Genomic DNA, 22,252 nt, shown 5'->3' with positions numbered 1-22,252 from the left:
ACTGTGTTTCTTCTAAATCCGTACAATACATAATTATTTGAAGCTTGGTAACTAAAAATAATCATTTTGACGGAAAGAAGAAACACTCTTTTTACTTCAAACTACAAAATTTAAACAGGCTCTTAAAGATGTATGGCTAAGACAAAAACAGTATATGTCTGCTCCAATTGCGGAGCAGACTCTCCTAAGTGGGTCGGTAAATGTCCTAATTGCGGCGAATGGAACACCTATGTGGAAGAAATCGTTGCAACCAAAGAACCTTCTGCAAAACGTATTATTCCCGGTATAACAGAAACGGGTAAAGTACGTCCCGTTCTGTTACGTGATATTACCTCCGAAGAAGAATCCCGGATTGATTTGAAAGATGAAGAACTGAACCGTGTCCTGGGAGGCGGTTTGGTGAAAGGTTCGTTGGTGCTGATTGGCGGTGAACCGGGTATCGGTAAGTCGACTTTGGTCCTGCAAACAGTTCTGGGATTGAACAATCTCAAGACATTATATGTATCGGGTGAGGAAAGCAGTCGCCAGCTGAAACTGCGTGCCGACCGTATTGCCCACGAAAATCCGGAATGTTTCATCCTGAGTGAAACGAATCTGGAACAGATATTTGTCCAGGCCCGTAACGTACAGCCTGATTTATTGATTATAGACTCTATCCAGACAATCTATACGGAGATTGTAGAATCTTCTCCCGGCAGCGTGTCGCAGGTCCGTGAGTGTAGTGCTGCAATCCTTAAATATGCCAAAGAGAGCGGTGTCCCTGTTCTGTTGATAGGACATATTAATAAGGAGGGGAGTATTGCCGGACCGAAAGTTCTGGAACATATTGTCGATACGGTTCTTCAGTTTGAAGGAGACCAGCATTATATGTACCGTATTCTCCGGAGTATCAAAAACCGTTTCGGCAGCACGGCGGAACTGGGTATCTATGAGATGCGCCAGAACGGTTTGCGTGAAGTCAGCAACCCGTCCGAGTTGTTGCTGACGCAGAACCATGAAGGATTGAGTGGTGTGGCAATTGCTGCCGCCATCGAAGGCATACGTCCTTTCCTGATTGAAACACAGGCGCTGGTAAGTTCGGCTGTCTATGGAACTCCGCAACGCAGTGCGACGGGATTTGATCTGAGAAGAATGAATATGCTGCTGGCTGTGTTGGAGAAACGTGCCGGATTCAAGTTGATACAGAAAGACGTATTCCTGAACATTGCCGGAGGACTGAAGGTCAATGACCCGGCTATCGATCTGGCTGTTATCAGCGCTATCCTTTCGTCGAGCCTCGATATCAGTATCGAACAAGGCGTTTGTATGTGTGGCGAGGTCGGCTTGTCGGGCGAAATCCGTCCGGTCAACCGCATCGAACAACGTATTCTGGAAGCAGAGAAGCTGGGCTTTTCCCGCATCATCATCCCTCACAATAACCTGAAAGGGTTTGATACTAATAAATGTAAGATACAAATCATACAGGTGAAGAAAGTGGAAGAGGCTTTTCGGCATTTGTTCGGTTAAACATATATGAATTGATATGAAAAGACTATTGTGTGCTTTTTGTTGTATCTGGTTGCTGTGCAGTTGCGAATATAAGATACATGAAAATTTTATAGAAGTAGAAAAACCGCAGGATTCACTTTACGTAAGCATTGACCTGAATGCGCTGACGGATGGTCAGACTATCTTCTTGAATAAGGAAACTGCCTTAAATTACTCCTTGTCGGCTTTCGGTAAGGAGATTAAGGACGTGCGTTTTAAGATGGGAAATAAAGTCTGGTCGGGTGACGATATAAAACCGAATGGCGCTATCTATATCAATTCGGTCGATTTTCCATCCGGCACTTATACGCTCGATTGCGAAATGTTTGTCCGTGCCGGCAGTGGGAGCATTGCCGACCAGATAGGTGCGGAAGGGGCTGTCGGAAAGAAGAGTTGGCCGGTTGTTGTCGATTACGGACTGGAAGTTCCCGGAATGTTTATGTCGCGTACCAATGAAGAAGGCTTTTTTGAACTAACCTGGCCGCAGCTTGCTCCCACACATTTGAAATTGAAATCGTATGCTGTTTATCGTAATTATCAGGGAAATTATGACAGAATTATCGTAGCAGCCGATAAAAACTATTTTGTGGATAAGGAGATGCTGGGAGGAACAGCGAACTATTATGTGGAAGCCTTGTTGGATTACGAGGGAAAAGAAGAGTTGGTCTGGCCGCTCGGCAATCTGGATGTTTCCAATGATTTTGAGTTTCGTATTGTCGAGTCAGATATAAAAACGGTAACGGTTTATTGGAAGGCTCCTTATAAATCTTACCTGTCTTTCCGGATAGATGAAGATATTCCTTTTACACCCGATGGCTTGGAGGGAACATTCGAGATACCGGTCACTCGCTTCGGTTCCTCTGCCTGGTGGGATTTGAGTAAACTAGTTGTTTCTTTTTCACCGGTTGACAATCCTTCGCAGGTTATGTTGCGCAGGGAATTTGAGGTCGGGTCACCGGGCATTGAATTGCCTGATGAGCGGGGAGGAGCATGGGCCTACAGTCCGGTAACCGGTTTGTTGTATGCGACAAATAATATGACCCTGAATAGTTATTTACCACAAGACGTCCGCCTGCAAAAAACTTATCGTCAGGATACAAGCTGGGATAACGTTATCGCCTCTCCTGTTTCAAATAAAGTCGTTGTTTTTGGAGAACAGGCATTGGTATTGGATGGCAATACGCTTTCTCCTATAAATAGTATTCGCTATGAAAGATATTCCCGGATACTGGGGATAACCAATGATGATAAGTTGCTTTGCTATTCTTATGCTCCTGACGGAATCACCTGCACTGTTTCGGTTTACGATCTGGACGGGACCAAAATAGGAGAGATTTCCTTTAAGGGAACTAATCTGCAAATGTCGCCGGATGGTAAATATCTCCTGTATCAGGATTCGTTCGATGTATGCCTGCTGAGTCTGAAAGACTATCAGGAGACCGGTCGCAAAATCCTTCCGTTATCTTATGCGGATTATAGTTCTTACCGTTTTAATCCGGCTTTTCCCGATCAGATACTGGTGCAGTTCGGTGACAGGTTAAATATCTACCATAGCCCTGATTTTACGTTGTTGAAAGAGATAAAGCGGGAGGATGAAATGACGCTTGAAGATATTGATCCGTCTACTGGCAACCTGTTGTTTTATAATAGCAAGAGGCTGAAGATTGTAGACAGTCAATCCGGACAGGAATTACTGGCAATGGACGCAGCTACTTTCCCTTGGGTTCATCTGTTGGGGAATACACTGGTCTCTTTTGATGGGTTTGTGTTTAACATTGAAAAGTATTTACCGCAATGAAACGATATTTGATTTTATTTCTCTTTTGCCAGCTTACGGCTCTTTCGGCATTGGCGCAGGAATTGACCGTAGAATATAATGTAGGGTTCGGAACCTATAAAATGGGTAATCTGAAAGAGTTTATGGAGAATACTACTCCACAGTTGCAGGTGAATAATGTGAAGGTAACAGACAATTTTCCTGGTTTTATCACCCATCAGGCGAAATTGGGGGTGGAGTGGAAAAAGTTGCACCAGGCCGGTCTTTTGCTGGATTATATGAATACGGTAAGTAACAAAGGAGTTTCCGATTATTCCGCTTCCTATAATATAACCTTTCGTGTAAAAGGACTCCGCTTGGGTGGTTTTTATCGTTTCGCCCTTCCTGATTTTTCGGAGAGTTTGGTGAGGCCTTATTTGCAATTATCTACAGGTGTAGTGTTTAACGACGGAAAATTCAGTGAGGGAGTCGAGTTCTCCAACGGTCTGGACGACAAAGCATCTCAATCATTGGATGGTGCGAATTTTTTTATCGAACCGGCTGTCGGTGCAAAGATACGGATACATAAAAGATTTGCATTGAATGTAAATGTAGGTTATGAATTTGACATAAGTAAGAACTTTAAATATGAGGGCCAGTCGCTTACGATAGCTCCTGATTGGAGTGGTTTGCGCCTTCAGGGAGGTATTATCTATTATATCCCATTAACGAACAAATAAACAGATATGATACAAGAATTACAACTCCGCATCCTGCCGGAGGAGGCTGTGAATGAGCAATCGTTGAAACAGGTGATAGCACGTGAAACCGGTGCTGCTCCAAAAGATATTCAGGCCGTGCGTGTATTGAAACGCTCTATCGATGCCCGTCAGCGTACGATCTATGTGAATGTCAAGCTACGTGCATTTATTAATGAACAACCGGAAGAGCCGGAATATCAGTCGGTAGAATATAAAGATGTATCCGGAGGGAAACAGGTCGTTATTGTCGGTGCCGGGCCGGGTGGTTTGTTTGCTGCCCTTCGCCTGATTGAATTGGGACTGCGTCCGGTGATTATCGAGCGGGGAAAAAACGTTCGTGAACGGAAGAAAGACATTGCCCTGATCAGTCGCGAACATACGGTAAACAGTGAATCGAATTACAGTTTCGGGGAAGGCGGAGCCGGTGCCTATTCGGATGGCAAATTATATACCCGCAGCAAAAAACGCGGTTCGGTAGACAAGATATTGAATGTCTTTTGCCAGCATGGGGCGAGTACCTCTATTCTGGCCGATGCCCATCCGCATATCGGTACGGACAAGCTCCCCCGGGTGATAGAAAATATCCGTGAGCAGATTATCCGTTGTGGCGGTGAAGTGCATTTTGAAACCCGTATGGATGCCTTGATCCTGAAAGAGAACGAAGTGATCGGTGTAGAGACGAATACCGGAAAGACTTTTTACGGTCCGGTAATCCTGGCAACCGGACATTCGGCACGTGACGTTTACAGATATCTTTATCAGCAGCAGATTCCGATAGAGGCGAAAGGTATTGCGGTAGGCGTCCGCCTGGAGCATCCGCAGGAACTGATCGACCAGATACAATATCATCGCAGGGAGGGAAGAGGCAAATATCTTCCGGCTGCCGAGTACAGTTTCGTTACCCAGTCGAACGGGAGGGGAGTTTATTCTTTCTGTATGTGTCCCGGCGGGTTTGTTGTTCCGGCGGCGAGCGGTCCGAAGCAGGTCGTCGTGAATGGGATGTCTCCCTCTAATCGTGGTTCCCGTTGGGCCAACTCCGGAATGGTGGTCGAAATCCGTCCGGAAGATTATACCGAACTGATGAAACATGAAGAAGTGACGGTCCCGGCCGATTCGCCACTGGCTTTGATGGCCTTTCAGGAACGGCTGGAAGAAGTCTGTTGGTTGAACGGAGGCATGAAACAGACGGCGCCGGCACAGCGTATGAACGATTTTGTAAACAAGAAAAACTCCTTCGATCTGCCTGTATCCTCTTATACTCCCGGTTTGCTGGCTTCTCCGCTTCATTTCTGGATGCCGGAATTTGTAACCGGCCGTTTGCGTGAAGGCTTTCGTTATTTCGGAAAGACTTCGAAAGGTTTCCTCACCAATGAAGCATTGATGATCGGTGTGGAGACACGAACTTCTTCTCCTGTCCGTATTCTTCGGGACCGTGACACCTATCAGCATGTTACGATAAAAGGACTTTTCCCTTGCGGAGAAGGAGCCGGTTATGCAGGTGGTATTGTGTCGGCTGCGATCGATGGGGAACGTTGCGCGGAAGGAGTGGCGGCATTGGAATAGAAGAAAATAAAAAATTCCAGTAAATAGAATTATTCTTTCAGCCGTTCCTCGATCTCGTTCAGCAAATTAACCCTTTCCAGCGAGAACGTACTATCATGTGCTTGCAGGTATTCCAGCAATTCTTTAGCCCGCAGGAGTATTTCCGGTTGGTTTTTGGGTTGAAGATAACTGCTTTCGATTAGGGTCTTGATTGCTATTTCAAGACGTAATATACCGCTTTTCTCTTCACTGTCGAGGAAGCGGAGGATATCGTCGGGTGCTGTTGTCATCAGGAAATCCTGATCCAGTTTCAGGTTCTCGAAAACGGTCTGTATCAGTTCCGGATTCTTACCGGCCGCATTGTTATTACGGTTGAAGATCACTTGGGCAACCATTTTGCCCAGTTCTTCTATCTGTACCATGATTAAATCTCTTTTTAACATATTGGATGAATTTTATTCTACAGTTACATTTATGATTCTTATATCTTTTTTAGGACGGTCATATTGATCTTTCGGCTGGTTGGCAATGACATCCAGCACATCGAACCCTTCGGTCAGCTCGCCGAAGATGGTATAAATACCGTCCAGGTGGTGGCATCCGCCGTCTGTGGTGTATGCCTTCCGTTGTTCGTCTGTAAAGATCAGGTGTCCCGGCGTAGCCAGGATCATGGAATCTATCTGGGCGTTGACGGCTGTTACCCGTTTGTTGTATTCCCGCTTGTTGCTTTGTTTCAGCATTTTTAAGTCGACGGCAATAGGACGGTAAAACTTATCCAGCGCTTTTTTTCGTATGTCCTGGTTGGCAATCAATTCCAACGTATCCAGTTCCCCGTTGCGATAAACTTTCCCCTGTACGATAAAGAACTGCGACATATCCGATTTCTTTTCCGGATTGACATCATCGTTCTGACGCGGGGCGGCCAGCGCACCTCTTTTGTGAAAATATTTATCGTTCAACTCCGGCATGATCTCCGCCGACGAATCACCAAAACCGCAACGGGCTCCGGCTGGTGCATTCTTTGAATCGGGCGCTCCTCCCTGGATCATAAATTCCTGGATGACACGGGTAAAAAGTGTCCCGTTGAACTCACCTTGTCTGGCCCGGGCGATAAATGTACGGACATGATTCGGGACATCGTCATACAGCCGGGCTTTCATGGTCCCTACATTCGTCGTGATAGTCACTGTCTTTTCAGGGCTTTGAGCATTAAGCCCTGTCGCGGCAAATAACAAAGCGAGTGCTATACTATATATTTTCTTCATGATCTTTTTATTTTTCCCGGGGTAAAGATACTGTTTATGTTGTTAAACACAAACTAAATGTATACCTTTGCGAACTTTATTTAATGGCAAAAAGATTTTTTAATATAATAGTATGAATTGGATCAATGATTTATTATGGGGCGAAGGTATTGGCCACTCCATCCTGTTGCTCTCTTTTGTTATTGCGGCAGGTATTCAATTGGGAAAAATTAAAGTATTTGGTGTCTCGTTAGGGATCACACTGGTACTGTTTGTGGGGATCATTTTAGGGCATTTCGGCTTTACGATCAATCACAATGTTATTCACTTTTTTAAAGAATTTGGTCTTATATTGTTTGTCTACTCGGTAGGTATGCAGGTGGGACCTGGATTTTTCTCCTCTTTTAAGAAGGGGGGTATCACGTTGAATATGCTGGCTTGCGGGATTGTCTTCCTGGGGGTGGTAACAGCTATTATCCTGCATTATGCAACCGGCATTCCGATGCCGACGATGGTCGGTATCCTGTCAGGAGCTGTAACGAATACCCCGGGTCTGGGTGCTGCACAACAGGCATTCTCCGATATGTACGGATCAACGGACAATACGATAGCGTTAGGATATGCAGTTGCTTATCCGTTGGGTGTTATCGGTATTATCCTGTCGATTATATTTATCCGTTACGTGTTCCGGGTTAACTTTGACAAGGAAAACGAACAGTTGAACAAGGAAGATGCTTCCCATATGAATGAGGCAAAACCGGTTTCATTAATCGTGAAGAACCCAGCTGTTTTCGGTAAGAGTGTCGGTGAGTTATCAAACCTTCTGGAACATCGTGATTTCGTTATTTCACGTATCTGGCACGATAGCGACAAGCAGATTGAAATCGTATCTGCCAATACCGTATTGATGGAGAATGACAAGGTTTTTGTCATTACTACGGAGCAGGATGCCCAAACGATTAAAACTTTCATCGGTGAAGAGATCGATATGGAGCGTAAACAATGGATTCGTATGGAGAGTCAGTTTATCAACCGTCGTATCTTGATTACAAAACCGGAACTGAATGGTAAGCGTCTGGGCCAGTTGAAACTGCGTAAACTGTATGGTATTAATATAACCCGTATCAACCGTGCCGGTGTCGACCTGGTTGCCACGCCGCATCTGACCCTTCAGGTGGGTGACCGTGTAAATGTGGTAGGTACTGAAACTGCCGTAACGAATGTAGAGAAGGTATTGGGTAACTCGATGAAACGTTTGAACGAGCCGAACCTTATCACTATCTTTATCGGTATTGCTTTAGGTATTATATTGGGAAGTATTCCTATTACTTTCCCAGGTATTCCCCAGCCGGTAAAATTGGGATTGGCCGGTGGTCCGCTTATCGTAGCTATCCTGATCAGTCGTTTCGGTTATAAATATAAGTTGGTGACTTATACGACTCAGAGTGCCAACCTGATGTTGCGTGAGATCGGTATAACGTTGTTCCTGGCTTGTGTCGGTATCAGTGCGGGTGACGGTTTTGTCGACACGATCGTGAACAATGGAGGTTTTGCCTGGATCGGTTACGGCTTTATCATCACTACCGTACCTTTGCTGATTATCGGTTGTATCGGCCGCTATTTCTGCAAAGTGAATTATTTCACGCTGATGGGTCTGATTGCCGGTAGTACGACCGACCCGCCTGCACTGGCCTATTCAAACGCAACGGCAGGTAACGATGCACCGTCTGTCGGATACGCAACAGTTTATCCGTTGACGATGTTCCTGCGAGTGCTGACAGCACAATTGTTGATATTGTTCTTTGCGTAAACAATTCATAGATAGAGAAAGGTGTTTGAGCTTTTATCAGACACCTTTTTTATTGGGGCTAATAGATATTTGCCATACTAACCAGCGGCTCATACAGCTTCTCGATGTCCTGGGCATCAATTTCAAGGGTCAGTTGGTCGCCGGGCAGGATCGTTTGTCCGGCAGGAGGGAAGTCTTTGCGGTCGCGGTGGATATTGATGATGATGCAGTTGTTGGGCAGGTGAAGCGTATCGACCAGCTTCCCGTCGAAATAAGAACCTGCCATGACTTCAACATCGAGTATCAGCCGTTTTTCTTCCTGAAAGATCGGTTTCTTGATCATCTCTTCATAAAACATGACGTTGAAAGGCTTTATTTCCAGTAACTCGGTAAAATAATACGTCAGTCCTCCGACAACGATCGAAGGATAGAACACTTCGAAATGGCCGGTGATCTCTGTTATCAGGAGAATGGCGGTGATGGGAGTACGTACCACGGCAACCAGGAATGCAGCCATCCCGATCAACATGACGTAACTTATATTTTCCGGTGCGATGATACCCTGCTGCACCAGCAATAAGGCACAGATTTTTCCTAATAATCCCCCTGTTACCAGTGTCGGAATAAAACTGCCACCCGGCAGTCCGGATGAAAAGGAATAGACGGTGAACACCATATGCAGCAACATCATCCCGGTTATCCACAGGATGCTCTCTTTTCCGCCTAAAGCCTGTTCCATCAGGAACTGTTCGCCGCCTCCGGTCAGGTCCGTTAACGTCAGTGAGATGGTATAGGCCATGATCAGTAATCCCAGCAACTTGATGTATTCCGGTTGTTTTATGGCGGGGTACAATCTTTTCACGTAAAGCATCAGCAGCGAATAGAACTTTCCGAAAACGGAGACGATGACGGCGAACAAGAGGAATAGTTTGATCTGTAACGAGAATGACAAATCCGGTGCTACGGCATTTATCTCATGATAAGGATTTATGGGAAAGATCATATTGGCGATGGTTCCGGCAACCACCCCGGCCAGTATGGTTGTGATAGCCGTCTTGGGCGCATCAAACCGCTCGATCGATTCGATAACCAGCGTAGCAGCCGCCAATGGAGCGGCAAAGGCAGCCGCCAGTCCGGCTCCGGCACCGGCTGCCAGCAACTGTTTCCGTTCACCGCTCAGGATATGTCCCCATTTACCGACCAGGTCACCGATATACGATCCCATCTGGACGGACGGCCCTTCGCGCCCCATGGAAAGGCCGCTGCTTAATGTCAGTACTCCACCGGCAAATTTAGCCAGCAGTTGCCGTAAAGAATGCTTATATACAATCCTTCCGTTGATCGCCCCGCGTGTTTGTGAAATACCGCCGCCCGATATATAAGGCCATCGCCTCACCATCCAGGCGACAAACAGGAGGACCCCCCAGAAGGTAAGGAAAGCAATAATATGAAGATACCAGGGTGGCGACGATTCAAAGAAATCCTTCCGGTAATTGTAGAATAACTGTAATAAATAGTGATAGGGAACTGCCACCAACCCGGTCAGCAACCCTACAATGAGGCTCACGAAATAGAGCCTGGCATCCACTAGTTTCAGTTTTAATATCCTCCAGTTTACCTTCATAAGCTCGATAAAAACAAGACTGAATCAGATTTGGTTTTAGCAGAAGTTCATTATCAAATTATCTTTTACATTTGTTCTATATAATCTAATTAAAAAAACAACTTTATGGAAACATCGTATGTAAAAGAAGTAAAAAGAAGTTTTCGGGGAAACTTATTGAATTATATGAGTTTTCTTGAAAAAGAGAAAAGTGGATCAGCTCAAAGTACAGCTTCCCTCTATAAGGTAACCCAGGGGCATCTGGAGCGGTTCGTAGGTACGGATATTTTAAAAATGAAGCAAGTGACCCCCCTGTTGGTGAAAGATTTTGTATCTTATCTGCAATCCCTCAATTTAAGTCCTAATTCGGTAACCAACTACACCAGTATATTCCGAACCGTATTCAACAGTGCTGTATCTGAAAGCCTGGTTACACCTGAAACAAACCCTTTTCAAAAAATACATCTTCGCCCCGTATCCACTTATAAGCGTTCAGTGGGGATACAGGTCATTAAGGATATGACGGAATTGGATTTAAAAGGGAAGAAGCGTCTTGATTTTGCCCGCGATCTGTTCTTGTTCAGTTTTATGGCATGCGGAATGGCGTTTGTTGACTTGGCTCATCTGACACGAAATAATGTACGTGGCAATGTACTTGTCTATTACCGTGTGAAGACAAAAACAGAAATCCGTGTGACGATTACTTCGGGTATGCGTCGTTTATTGGAAAAATATGCCAGGGATAATTCCAACCTGCTATTTCCTGTATTACAATCGGAAGAGGTTTCTTATGAGAGATATAAAGTCGCTTTAAGAACATACAACCGACGGTTAGCTACGATAGGGGATATGATAGATTGTCCGGTAAAACTGACCTCCTATGTGGCCCGTCATTCCTGGGCTATGCAGGCAAAAGAAAATTCTGTTTCGGTTGCTGTGATCAGTCAGGCCTTGGGGCATACTTCCGAAAGAACAACACTCTTTTATTTAAAAGAATTGGATCAAAATATCATTGACAGGGTTAATTTGAAAATCATTGACTTTGTGGAAAAATGGGTAAGTAAAAGAAGTTATAAGAATTGACGCTTATTTATAGAATAAGGGTCATTGTCTATAAACTGGTAGGATTATAATTACGAAATCTATACCCTATACTACCAGATAGCTTGAAAATCTTTGACAGTGCAAAAGTAAAAAATTACTATTGATAAAATTGTAGTAAGAAGAAAATTTGTGTCTTAAAAAAGATCAATATTAAGATAATCTTACTGAAATTCATGAAAAAACGATACGGAAAGACCTAAAAATGAAACCATTATGAAATTCAAGATTAACCGCTATAAAACCATTAACTGATCTTAGCAGAACACTCCAACTATCAGAAACAAATAGATTGACATTTATTTAAGGAATCCTGAGTTTTGTAATATTATTTTACTAAATAAACACTATCATTTTTCCATTTCCAGTTTCTTGTCCTTTCCTTTTTCAGACAACTGATTATTTCCGGGTTATATATAGAATGTAAATAGACATCGTTAGTGATTTTTTACTTACTCTCTATATAAATCGTGCTGTTACTGTGTTGATATATAGTGATTTAAACTCAATGGCCCTTATTCTATAAATAAGGGTCAAAATAAAAAGCACTAGTATGTCACCCTCAGGAATGGGACTGACGACCTTTGTTATATCAACCCTCAAATAATAAATGCATGTTAACTAATTCATTTTTAGTTGTTTTGGATGTTGTTACCGGAGAGCCATTGAAAAGTAAGATATCTTTATTTCTTTGTTTGATTTTGTCATTTTTCTTTTCTCTGATGTTTCTTCCTCAAATTTTGAATATATCGCGACGCAAACAATTATATGATACGCCGAATAGGCGGAAGTGTCATCATAAAAAAATACCCCGTTTAGGTGGTCTGGCATTTTTTCCTTCCATTGTTTTGTCTATGTCATTAGTAGTCGGTTATCGTTATTTGATTGGTTTTCCGATGAATCATCAATTAAATGGCAATATCTTACTGGAATTTTTATTTTTGTCGGCAGGATGTTTGTTCCTGTATATGACCGGAGTAGAAGATGATTTGATAGGGGTTCGTTATCGTAAGAAATTTTTTATACAATTTGCTGTGGCTTCTTTACTTCCGGTATCCGGCTTTTATCTGGATAATTTATACGGATTGTTTGGGGTGTACATATTGCCGGAATATATCGCGATTCCGTTTACAGTCTTGTTGATCGTTTTTATAACAAATGCGGTCAATCTGATCGATGGCATCGACGGATTGGCAGCGGGAGGGAGTGCTTTCTCTTTCCTGGTGATTGGACTGATGTTTTTTTATAAAGGGCTATGGCTATATTCGATGTTGGCTTTTTCGGCGTTGGGTTGCCTGATACCCTTTCTATATTTTAATGTATGGGGCCGTACTGCCAAAGGAACCAAGATGTTTATGGGAGATGCCGGAGCGTTGTCGTTGGGATATCTGTTGTCTTTTCTGGTCATTAAATATGCTGTGTATGTATCGGAAACGGAACCGGATGTAAAGAATCTGGTAATTCCGTTTACCTTATTATTCATTCCGATGTTCGACGTCCTTCGTGTTATGCTGGTACGCGCTATGCACCACCGTCCCTTATTTATTGCCGATAAGAATCATTTGCATCATAAATGTTTGGCTGCGGGCATGACCCATTTACAGGCAACGGAACTTATTCTGGCATTTACAATCGTATTATTGGCATTGAATAATTGGCTGACAGACATCTGTAATATAACTATCATATTGATAGTCGACCTGCTGCTCGGTATCTTGTTGAGTAAATCATTGAAAATATGGAAAAGAAAGTGATATCGATCATTGTACCGATTTATAATGTGGAGAAATATCTTCCGGCTTGCCTGGACAGTATTTGCCATCAAACATTGAAAGATCTGGAAATAATACTGGTAGATGACGGCTCGATCGATAACAGCGGACGTATTGCAGAACAGTATGCCTTGCAGGATAAACGTATCAGAGTGGTGCATCAAAGAAACGGAAATCCGGGTGCGACACGCAATGTAGGGTTAGAGCTGGCCACCGGTGAATATGTCGGATTTGTCGATTCGGACGATTGGATTGAACCGGAGATGTTTGCTTCTCTTTATGCGAAGGCGGAAGCGGATAACCTGGATATTGTCGTTACAGGAGTAACAACAGAATGGCTGCGTGATAACCGGAAAAAAGAAAACCGGATTGTAGAATCGATTACAGAATGGCCGGCGGTAACACCGCTGGATGCTTTTCTATTCTTGAAAGAAAAAAGAATGTTTGCGGTAGCCTATAATAAATTATACCGTTCCGGATTACTGAAAAAACAAAAAGTCCGGTTTATGGAAATGTTACCCCATGAAGATTTGGTATTCAACCTGCGTGCATTTTCGTTTGCCGAAAGAATCGGTTTTATTCCGGATAGCAGTCCTTATCATTATTTATGCCGGGATGGGATGAGTGCAGCCGGTTCTTTTTCACCAGACCATTTGCTGGCTTGTCAACTGACGGAAGATGCGTTCCGTCAATTTTTCAAAATACATGACTGGAATAGCTGTGATATGGAATTCTATCTGAGGTCCAAAAGAATTACCGATTATTCTGCGTATGCGGCAGGCCTTTATAAAAAGAATTGTCCTCTTACGCGCAGGGAACGTATCGAATGTCTGGAAAAGGAATTTAAGCAAAACAGCTTATTAAAACGGGACCTCATATTGTCACGTCCTGCCGGTTTCCAGCAAAGAATGTTTTATTTCTTTCTGTTTAAAACAACTCGCGGAATAACAGACAGCTATTATCGGATTTTATTCTATATGCGGTATCATTTTGATGGTGTTTACCGTATGTTCAGACGACTTATATCTAAATAACATATGATTACCATTGTAATTTTGTATACAGAGTTAATGCCTTATAATGTAATAGTTATAAAGGCTTTGGTCGAGAGGGGATGCCATGTACATGTTGTATTGTCGGATTCAAACAAGAAAACGCCTTATTTGCCTCCCCAGTTGGAAGGAGTCACATATTACAACCGTTCTTCGTTTTGGGACCCCGACCATTTGTTCCGCTTGGTAAAAAGGTTGGAACCGGACCTGCTCTGGACTGCCGGTTGGATAGATCCCTTATATAACGAAGTGGCAGGCAAAGTTCGTAAGAAACTACATATACCCGTAGTAGCCAGCAGCGATACTCAATGGAGAGGGGGAATGCAATGGTTCAATGTCCTGATATCCCGTTTTCGTCACCGTAGGTGGTTCAGCCATCTGTTTGTATCTGGCGAACCGCAGGTTACTTACGCACGTAAACTGGGATTTCATCAGGAACAGATTCTGATGCATAATTTGTCGGCCGATGTGGATTTGTTCTCTGGCATCAATTTGAAAAAAGCGGAAAATGAATATCCGCGTCGTTTAGTATTCATAGGCAGATTCTCGAAAGAAAAAGGTTTGTTATACCTTTTGGAGGCCTGGAAAACGATACCGGATCGTCAAAACTGGAAATTGGTGCTGATAGGGAATGGGCCTGATTATGCTAAGCTGAAAGGATACCCGGATGTCGAAATAAAAGATTTTATGCCGCAGGAAGAACTGGCGGAAGAGTTGGAAAAGGCCGGAGCGTTTATTTTACCCTCTGTTACCGAACCCTGGGCGTTGGTGATACATGAAGCCGCTTGTGCTGGTTTGCCGATACTGGCATCCGATTGTTGCGGTGCCGTGAGTTGTTTTGTGAAAGACGGGGAAAATGGCTTTTTGTTTAAACCAGCAAACAAACGTTCTATCAGAAAAGCGGTTGAACGTTTTATCCGTTTGCCGGAGTTGCAGTGGATACAAATGGGACGGAGAAGCAGGGAACTGTCAGAGAGGATTACACCGTCGAAAGTAGCCGATTGTATTTTAACCGTATTGAAATGATGGTTGCTGTGACGGATATTCTTTCTCGTATTGCACTACCGGGTGTCCTTTTATTGACACTGACAAAGGTCATACCCTATTTTTCGTCTGTTCCGGATAATGTATATTATGCTGTGTTTTTAGCCCTTTTTATCTGGCTTGTTTTACGGGGAGGCTTAAAAATATCATATACTTACATACCTTTTTTGGTTGCCCTGTTTATCTCTATTTGGGTGAATGAGATTCCCGCTTATTTTAAAGTATGGTTCCGGGGTCTGGCCTTTTTGTCTGTAGTCTTTGCGGTCGGTCCTTTCTTTGTAAATCCGTATATGGTTACATGGAGGCGTTTGCTTTTTGTATATGCGTTAGCGGCTATCCGGTGGATTGTGGTCATTTCATTTTTTGGGTGGGTATTCAGGTTGCCTTTTGTACATGGATACAGTGGGTTTCGTGGATTGACAAATCAATCTATGCTGCTCGGTCCGTTAGCGGGGATTTCGATGGTATATAGTTTGTACCGTTTTTATTTGTCTTCAACATTTGGAGAGCGATATAAGGAGATTGGAATAGCGGTCATTTCATTGGTCGTATTATTACTGGCAGGTTCCCGTTCCGCATTGGCAAGTTCTGTTATGGCAGCTGCTTTTTTTTATAGCCGGATTTATCGTCATCGTGTGGAACGGTTGGCACGGCTCGTTTTTATGCTAGCCATATTGGCAGTATTGACTGCTGGTATTTGGTGGCCCTATACGGAAAGAATACGTTCTAAAATGGAAGGTGGTAAAATAGCAGGTAGTTTGACCGGTTCACGGGATGATTTATGGGAAGCCCGTATGACTGAATTTAAGGGATTCCCCGTCTTTGGTGTTGGATTTGCTACGGTGAGGCCTGACTACGCGAAGACAAACAAAGTAAATCTGGAGACTGGAACCGTTGAACCGGGGAGCAGTTGGTTATTTCTCCTTTCTTCAATGGGGATAACGGGGTTCCTGGCTTTTTTTATTCCGTATCTGTCTTTAATGTACCGGATGTTCCAAAGAGAATCGGTCGGTATAAACGGCTATTTTCTGGGTTCTCTGTTGTTTTTGTTCTTTTTTCACCTGTTTTTTGAAGGATATATAGTGTCTTCGGGGGCTTATTTATGTTTTTTCCTGTGGTTGCTGTTGTCGGAGTGTAATAAAGTAATTAATGTAAAATAGTTTTTTGATATGATACAAATCATACCTTCGGAGTTGAAACGTTTATATAAAGTATTACCTCGTTTATACAGGTTGCATTTATGGAAAGTCGGTATTTCTGTTTTTGTCATGGCTGTTTTGGATTTGGTGGGGACCGGTATTTTATTGCCTGTTTTATTACTGGTGCTTAATGAAAATATCATCCTTGAAAATCGGTATATGGCCGTGTTCTACAATTGGATGGGATTTGACAGCATCCGGTCGTTTGTGTTTTTTATCTGTATGGCAGTATTGCTTTTTTCAATTATACGTGTTTGTCTGTTTGCCTGGTTACAGTATAAGCAAAATAAACGGTTATTTGCTATTTCCAGTTATTTGTCCTTGCAGCTTTATAAGTATTATTATTCCAAAGGGTATTTATTTATCAAGCAGAATAACAGTCATAAATTGATTAATCAGATTAATAGTGTAGCCGGTAATTTAATACAAGGTTATTTTGTGCCGTATACCCAATTGCTTTGTGAGATTTTTGTTACTACTTCCATTCTGATTGGATTGATACTTTTTAATGTATATGTTTTTTTATTGGTTCTTTTGACATTTGTACCTATAACATGGACCTATTATCGTTTTTCGCGTTCTAAAATAAAGGAATACGGGGAACAGTTATATCTGTTGAATCCTCAGAGGGGTAAATTATTGCAACAGACATTCATCGGGTTTACAGATATGGAAATGAATAGTACTTTCTCAAACAGTTTTTCGCTTTTTTCTATTCTGTTGAATAAGCAAAACAGTTTAACCGTCCGTAATTTTATTTTGAATAATTCACTGCAAAAAGTACTGGAAGTGGCTATTGTCTCTTCGGTGGTGGTTCTGATTGTTGCAACACAGTTGTTAACATTGCCTGCTATAGGACTGATAGTCGGTGTATTCGCCATCGCTGTTTACCGGGTGTTACCGGGCATTATAAAAACGACGGGATATATTTTTCAAATGAGGGGTAATTCGTTTGCCTTGGACATTTTGTCCGATCTTGAATCCGGACATGTAACCCAGGTTGTAACGGAACAGGTTCCGATTGAGTTCAGCCATTCGATAACAATCCGGGATATTTGTTTTTCTTATGATGGCAAAGTTCCCGTATTCGCTCATTATTCTCTGGAAATACATAAAGGTGATTTTGTCGGTTTCCGGGGAGAATCCGGTTCGGGTAAATCCACATTGTTTCATTTGATACTGGGTTTTTTGCAACCGGATTCCGGAGGAATTTATGTGGATGATGTTCTTTTGTCAGCCGATAAACTGGTCTCCTGGCGGAGCCGCATCGGCTATGTGTCGCAGCAATTGTTTATGGTGGAAGGTACGTTACTCGATAATATTGTAATGGGGTATAATAGTGAACACCCGGATATGGAGCGGATCGACTGGGTTCTCCGTCTGGCTTCGCTGAATCATTTTGTCGGTTCTCTGCCCAAAGGTGTTTATACGCCGGTGGGTGAAGGCGGAAGCCTGTTGTCAGGAGGTCAGCGCCAACGGTTGGGGATTGCCCGGGCTTTATACAAGGAAGCAGAGATTCTGATGTTCGACGAAGCGACTTCTTCTCTGGACGAGACAACGGAACATGCGATCAACGACTCTATCATCCGGCTTTCTGAGGAATGTCCGGGATTGACGTTACTGGTTATTTCCCATCGTCCGGAATCGTTATCTGTTTGTCGCCGGATCGTGGATATATGTAATATACAATAACAATGTATATCAACTTAGTATGCGATCCCGGGACAAGCCCGGGATGACAGGATAGTGACTTCCGACACCTTCTTGCTAAAGGGAAAGGATTATGCCAGCAATTTCAGCAAATACCCTCCCGTTGCACAGAGAATCAGTGCCGTACCCATTATTTTTTCGGGTGCAGGGAAGGTTTCCCTGATATTGAGAGTATCGCCCCGATCGCTACCAGCGCCACTTCCGTATTCTGATGGCGGACAGCCAGGATGGCCAGTATCGTCAACCACAGGTTGACCGGGTTTATGTTTCCCTTTGCCCCGAAAAATCAATCGGGCGATCGTAGTCAGGAAACCGAGGATAGCTTCAAGATATTTCATAGGAATAATTTTTAATGTGCCAATGTGCTAATATGCCAATGAGCGGTTATTTATTTCATATAATTACAGATCGTAATCAGCAATTGCCGGTATGCTTCGCGGTTGTCGCCGTTCTGTTCGCTGATGTAGCGGCTGTAGGCGATTTCCTTGGCATACGCTTCCGGATAGTTACTGACAGCAGCTGCCGTCGGATAGACTGTGCGGATCAACCGGGCAAAATCGAAAAAACTTTGCTGATCCGATTCATAGATCCTGAATTGCAGGTGAGAGAGTCCTCCGTCCTCTATCCGGAGGGTTTTTGCTCCTTTCCAGTAGAGGGTAGGTTGTCCGTATCCGGTAAGGCCGAAGTAATTGTGGAACGTCCGGCAAAGAACGCTTTCACCCCAGCCGCTTTCGATGGCCGCCTGTGCCAGTATGATATCCGGATTCAGCTTGAAATGTTCCCCGGCCGCCTGGGCAGCCGGAAGGAACTGTTTGAAGAATACTTGCTTATCCATGCCTATTCGATTTCAGGACGGTCTTCGGAGCCGCTGCCGCCATTGTTGTTGGCATCGGGATCGGTGATCGGTTTCAGTTCTTCAAACTTAGCATTTTTCTTGATATCGGCCAGCATAGTGCCCGATACGTATACGATGCGTGCATCGTTAAAGAGAGAGGTATCGAAATCCTTCTTTGAGGCGGCCCCTTTGCTTCCCGCTACCATGCGGAAGTTGCCGAGGCGGCCCATACAGATGATATCGCCTTCTTCGAGGCGTTCCTGCATGACCGAAAGCAAGCCTTCGATCACCAGCATGACATCACCGATAAATGCGGTGCTTCGCATGGCGATCATGCTACATAACTTTTCGAAACTGACTTTCTTCAATGCCCGGACCTGTGCATAATACAGCTCGGAGCCTGCGGCAGCGTCTTTACGCATGTCGGGACGTTTTACGAGGTGATAATTTAAAGCCATGGGAAATAATTTTTTAATTTGACAATGTGCCAATATGCCAATGGAAATGCTCCGAAAGCTATTGACGGTTAACTGGTTGGTTATCGATAACAGTTCAAAGGTACGACGGTGGGAGAGTGTCGTTTCCGGTTAACTCCGGTTGTGTACGGTTATGTATGGATAAAGGCTGATATGTCTGGCTATAAAGTGATTTTAGTTGGAATATATAGAGGTAAACGCTTGTTTTTCTGTTGTTTATTTTGTAAATTTAAAGCATAAACCAATTAGAAACAGTAGGATATGAATAAGGAAACGGAACAACCGGAAGTACATGTAAAAGTACGCAGTTACGGACTAACAGAGTTGGGTTTGTTATATAACCCGTCCTTGCAGCCCGATTCGGCAGCGAAAGCCATCAAGCGTTGGATTGCCTTCAACAAAGACCTGACAACCGCCTTGCAGCAATCCGGCTGGCGCAAAGGTCAGCGCAAGTTTACACCTTTGCAGACGCAACAGATATTCAGGTTTCTGGGAGAACCTTGAGAATTGAAAATTAGGAATTGAAAATTGAAAATTAGACAGTACGTACGGTATAATTATTTATCTTTGTGTGATAGTTGCCGATAATGACAAGTAATAAGTAGGAAATAGTAAAACAGAAGAAAGATATGGCAAAGAAAATACCTTACGGATTGACGGATTATCTTCGTATTGTTACAGAAGATTATTATTATGTGGATAAGACACGATATATTGAGGATTTGGAAAAGACGGCAGCTTTTCTGTTTCTGATCCGTCCGCGTCGTTTCGGAAAGTCTTTGTTCCTGAATATGCTTTACTGTTATTATGATGTGAGATATGCAGATAAATTTGACGAGTTATTCGGTAATCAATATATCGGCAAACATCCAACTTCAGAACAAGGTAAGTATCTGGTACTTTATTTCAATTTCAGTGCCGTTCGTGGAACGGGAGAGGCGTTGGAGGAAAACTTCAACATGTATGCTAAAATACAGATGGAGGCGTTCGCCGACCAGTATGCATCTTATTTTGAACCCGGCTTCTCACAGGGCATACGGGAATTGAAGTCGGCAGCCAGCCAATTGAATTATATAGGAAAACGTGCCGGTATGTTAGGCTTGTCTATCTACCTGTTGATCGACGAATATGATAATTTTACAAATACGATATTATCCAGTGAGGGTAATAATGTGTATCGTGCCCTGACACATGACTCCGGTTTTTACCGTGGATTTTTCAATATTGTCAAAGCAATTACAACCGGTCCGGAAGCTCCTGTAAAACGAATGTTCATTACCGGTGTGTCGCCTGTAACCCTGGATGATGTGACAAGTGGATTTAATATCGGGACGAATATCACGACGGATGAACAATTTAATTCAATGGTTGGATTCAGTGAATCTGAATTGCAAGAGATGTTATCCTATTATGAATCAGAAGGAATGCTGGTTAACTCAAAAGAAGAACTTGTCAGGTTGATGAAGCCTTGGTATGACAATTATTGTTTTGCCTGGGAATGCATAGGACAGACCATGTATAACTCTGATATGGTACTTTATTTTCTGAATAATTATTTATTGAAAAAACGTGCCCCTTCCGATATGTTGGACCGTAATATCCGTACCGATTACAGCAAATTGCGTCATTTTATCCGTATCGATAAGATGCAGGAAGAGGGACGTTCGGTCATAACCCGCCTGATCGATACAGGCGAAGTGAACGGGAATGTGATAAAAGATAGTTTTCCCGCTGAAAACCTGGCTGATCCGGGAAATTTTGTTTCTTTGCTGTATTATTTCGGTTTGTTGACTTATGACCGGATAGAATATGGGGAGACGATAATGAAAGTTCCGAATCTGGCTGTTCGCGAACAGATTTACGGTTACCTGGTGGAAGCGATGAAAGAACGCGATTCGATTGTTTTCCCGTTTATGGAATTGTCCGACCGTATGCGCCGCATGGCTTATTTTGGAGAATGGGAAGCTGCGTTGGGCTTTTTTGCTGATCAGGTGGATAAGAAAGCTGTCCTTCGTGATGCGATCTATCAGGAATCGACTATCAAAACACTTATGTTAGCCTATATGGGTTTAACGGATTATTTTATCATCTGGCCCGAATTTGAAGCAGGGCGTGGTTTTTCAGACCTTTACCTGATGCCCAATCTGGCCAATTATCCGGACATGCAATATTCTTATCTAATAGAGTTGAAGTTTCTGAAACGGGATGATACGACAACTAAAGCTGAATCGTTGATGCAGGAAGCAGAAACACAATTACATAAATATGCATCCGATGAAAAGGTAAAGAGCAGTACAGGTAACACCCGTCTGCGTCTCCTTGCCGCAGTCTACAGAGGCTGGCAACCGGTAGCAATGCAGGAATTTGAGTGATGTTGATACATTCTCTATTCTAGTCCGAGGGTCAGAGAATTACAATCGTATTTAGAATACATGATGTTTTTGCTGAGAATTACAATCGTATTTAGAAATAATTGATCTATCTGTTTATTGACTGGTTGTAACTGGCTCCCCTCTAGAGAGGGGGGAGGGGGTGTGTTAAAGCCAGTCAATAAAACAAGCCTTGTAACAGGTTTATTTGCCGTCTGCTTCAGCTGACGGATTAGTAAATGGTCTATCTCATTGGACTTTAGTCCCATCTCTTACAGGTTTCTATCTAGGAGAAATGTGGCTGAAGCCAAAAGAGAGAAACAACTTGTAAACCGTCAGCTGAAGCAAACGGCAAATGAACCTGTAATAGTCAAGTGACTCTGATTATGGTGGTTGTATGGCGGAGATATGACACACCCCCTTCCTCCTCTCCAGAGGGGAGCCAGGTACAACCAGTTGCTATAAACAAACA

At 43.3% G+C, this 22,252-nt stretch carries 19 protein-coding genes; 13 read left to right on the top strand and 6 right to left on the bottom strand.

All coding sequences use genetic code 11. The features are described 5' to 3' along the window. Nucleotides 1-132: 132 nt before the first annotated feature. Genes radA through NBH15_RS20810 form a run of 4 tightly spaced genes read left to right on the top strand, consistent with a single transcriptional unit; the run spans nucleotide 133 to nucleotide 5,607 of the window. On the top strand, nucleotides 133-1,506 hold the full coding sequence (gene radA / locus NBH15_RS20825) for a DNA repair protein RadA (protein WP_244051106.1): 1,374 nt from the start codon (nucleotides 133-135) through the stop codon (nucleotides 1,504-1,506). A 16-nt stretch (nucleotides 1,507-1,522) separates the two neighbouring features. Beyond that, nucleotides 1,523-3,325: a hypothetical protein gene (locus NBH15_RS20820; protein WP_250823440.1), complete on the top strand. Its 1,803-nt coding sequence runs from the start codon at nucleotides 1,523-1,525 to the stop codon at nucleotides 3,323-3,325. After that, nucleotides 3,322-4,023, top strand: coding sequence for a hypothetical protein (locus NBH15_RS20815; protein ID WP_244051105.1), 702 nt, complete (start codon nucleotides 3,322-3,324; stop codon nucleotides 4,021-4,023). The genes NBH15_RS20820 and NBH15_RS20815 overlap by 4 nt, the downstream gene beginning before the upstream one ends. A gap of 6 nt (nucleotides 4,024-4,029) precedes the next feature. Further along, on the top strand, nucleotides 4,030-5,607 hold the full coding sequence (locus NBH15_RS20810) for an NAD(P)/FAD-dependent oxidoreductase (RefSeq protein ID WP_128134979.1): 1,578 nt from the start codon (nucleotides 4,030-4,032) through the stop codon (nucleotides 5,605-5,607). 29 nt (nucleotides 5,608-5,636) lie between these two features. On the opposite strand, the gene NBH15_RS20805 is transcribed toward NBH15_RS20810, so the two are convergent. Continuing rightward, complete coding sequence (locus NBH15_RS20805; protein WP_233567409.1) at nucleotides 5,637-6,008, bottom strand: hypothetical protein; 372 nt, start codon at nucleotides 6,006-6,008, stop codon at nucleotides 5,637-5,639. Nucleotides 6,009-6,041: 33 nt separating this feature from the next. After that, nucleotides 6,042-6,851 (bottom strand): peptidylprolyl isomerase, encoded by an 810-nt coding sequence (locus tag NBH15_RS20800; protein ID WP_128134977.1) that lies wholly within the window; start codon nucleotides 6,849-6,851, stop codon nucleotides 6,042-6,044. Nucleotides 6,852-6,963: 112 nt separating this feature from the next. On the opposite strand from NBH15_RS20800, the gene NBH15_RS20795 reads away from it, so the two are divergent. Further along, the gene (locus NBH15_RS20795) at nucleotides 6,964-8,640 is read left to right on the top strand and encodes a putative transporter (protein ID WP_128134976.1); all 1,677 of its coding nucleotides are present in this window, start codon (nucleotides 6,964-6,966) and stop codon (nucleotides 8,638-8,640) included. 58 nt (nucleotides 8,641-8,698) lie between these two features. On the opposite strand, the gene NBH15_RS20790 is transcribed toward NBH15_RS20795, so the two are convergent. Then, nucleotides 8,699-10,243 carry a ClC family H(+)/Cl(-) exchange transporter gene (locus NBH15_RS20790; RefSeq protein WP_128134975.1) on the bottom strand — a complete coding sequence of 515 codons (1,545 nt, stop codon included), beginning with the start codon at nucleotides 10,241-10,243 and terminating at the stop codon, nucleotides 8,699-8,701. A 105-nt stretch (nucleotides 10,244-10,348) separates the two neighbouring features. Between NBH15_RS20790 and NBH15_RS20785 the strand changes: the two genes are divergently transcribed. From NBH15_RS20785 to NBH15_RS20760, 6 genes are all read left to right on the top strand, one after another. After that, entirely contained in the window at nucleotides 10,349-11,305 is a 957-nt protein-coding gene (locus NBH15_RS20785; RefSeq protein ID WP_128134974.1) for a tyrosine-type recombinase/integrase, read from the top strand. Between the two features lie 872 nt (nucleotides 11,306-12,177). Beyond that, nucleotides 12,178-13,077, top strand: a complete 900-nt coding sequence (locus tag NBH15_RS20780) for an MraY family glycosyltransferase (RefSeq protein WP_233567408.1) — start codon at nucleotides 12,178-12,180, stop codon at nucleotides 13,075-13,077. Continuing rightward, on the top strand, nucleotides 13,062-14,129 hold the full coding sequence (locus NBH15_RS20775; RefSeq protein WP_250823439.1) for a glycosyltransferase: 1,068 nt from the start codon (nucleotides 13,062-13,064) through the stop codon (nucleotides 14,127-14,129). The genes NBH15_RS20780 and NBH15_RS20775 overlap by 16 nt, the downstream gene beginning before the upstream one ends. A 3-nt stretch (nucleotides 14,130-14,132) precedes the next feature. Then, nucleotides 14,133-15,173: a glycosyltransferase family 4 protein gene (locus NBH15_RS20770; RefSeq protein WP_244051104.1), complete on the top strand. Its 1,041-nt coding sequence runs from the start codon at nucleotides 14,133-14,135 to the stop codon at nucleotides 15,171-15,173. Then, nucleotides 15,083-16,351, top strand: a complete 1,269-nt coding sequence (locus tag NBH15_RS20765) for an O-antigen ligase family protein (protein WP_233567405.1) — start codon at nucleotides 15,083-15,085, stop codon at nucleotides 16,349-16,351. Before NBH15_RS20770 ends, NBH15_RS20765 begins: the two co-directional genes overlap by 91 nt. 9 nt (nucleotides 16,352-16,360) lie before the next feature. Further along, nucleotides 16,361-18,082, top strand: coding sequence for an ATP-binding cassette domain-containing protein (locus tag NBH15_RS20760; protein ID WP_128134970.1), 1,722 nt, complete (start codon nucleotides 16,361-16,363; stop codon nucleotides 18,080-18,082). 89 nt (nucleotides 18,083-18,171) lie between these two features. Here NBH15_RS20760 and NBH15_RS20755 read toward each other — a convergent pair whose 3' ends face one another. From NBH15_RS20755 to NBH15_RS20745, 3 genes are read right to left on the bottom strand one after another with little or no spacing between them, the layout of a single operon-like run. After that, entirely contained in the window at nucleotides 18,172-18,438 is a 267-nt protein-coding gene (locus tag NBH15_RS20755) for a hypothetical protein (RefSeq protein ID WP_244051103.1), read from the bottom strand. Between the two features lie 50 nt (nucleotides 18,439-18,488). Further along, nucleotides 18,489-18,935: a glucosaminidase domain-containing protein gene (locus NBH15_RS20750; protein ID WP_128134969.1), complete on the bottom strand. Its 447-nt coding sequence runs from the start codon at nucleotides 18,933-18,935 to the stop codon at nucleotides 18,489-18,491. 2 nt (nucleotides 18,936-18,937) lie between these two features. After that, nucleotides 18,938-19,393, bottom strand: coding sequence for an HU family DNA-binding protein (locus NBH15_RS20745; protein WP_128134968.1), 456 nt, complete (start codon nucleotides 19,391-19,393; stop codon nucleotides 18,938-18,940). 279 nt (nucleotides 19,394-19,672) lie between these two features. Here NBH15_RS20745 and NBH15_RS20740 point away from each other — a divergent pair, with 279 nt between their 5' ends. Together NBH15_RS20740 and NBH15_RS20735 are read left to right on the top strand one after the other, a co-directional pair. Further along, nucleotides 19,673-19,915, top strand: a complete 243-nt coding sequence (locus NBH15_RS20740; protein ID WP_010803438.1) for a DUF4248 domain-containing protein — start codon at nucleotides 19,673-19,675, stop codon at nucleotides 19,913-19,915. 125 nt (nucleotides 19,916-20,040) lie between these two features. Next, entirely contained in the window at nucleotides 20,041-21,783 is a 1,743-nt protein-coding gene (locus tag NBH15_RS20735; protein ID WP_128134967.1) for a PD-(D/E)XK nuclease domain-containing ATP-binding protein, read from the top strand. Nucleotides 21,784-22,252 lie beyond the last annotated feature (469 nt).

Origin of the sequence: Parabacteroides caeci (assembly GCF_023656795.1) — a bacterium.
GTDB lineage: Bacteria > Bacteroidota > Bacteroidia > Bacteroidales > Tannerellaceae > Parabacteroides > Parabacteroides segnis.
The sequence above is the reverse complement of the archived record's forward strand: the minus strand, read 5'-3'. Positions and strand labels throughout refer to the sequence as shown.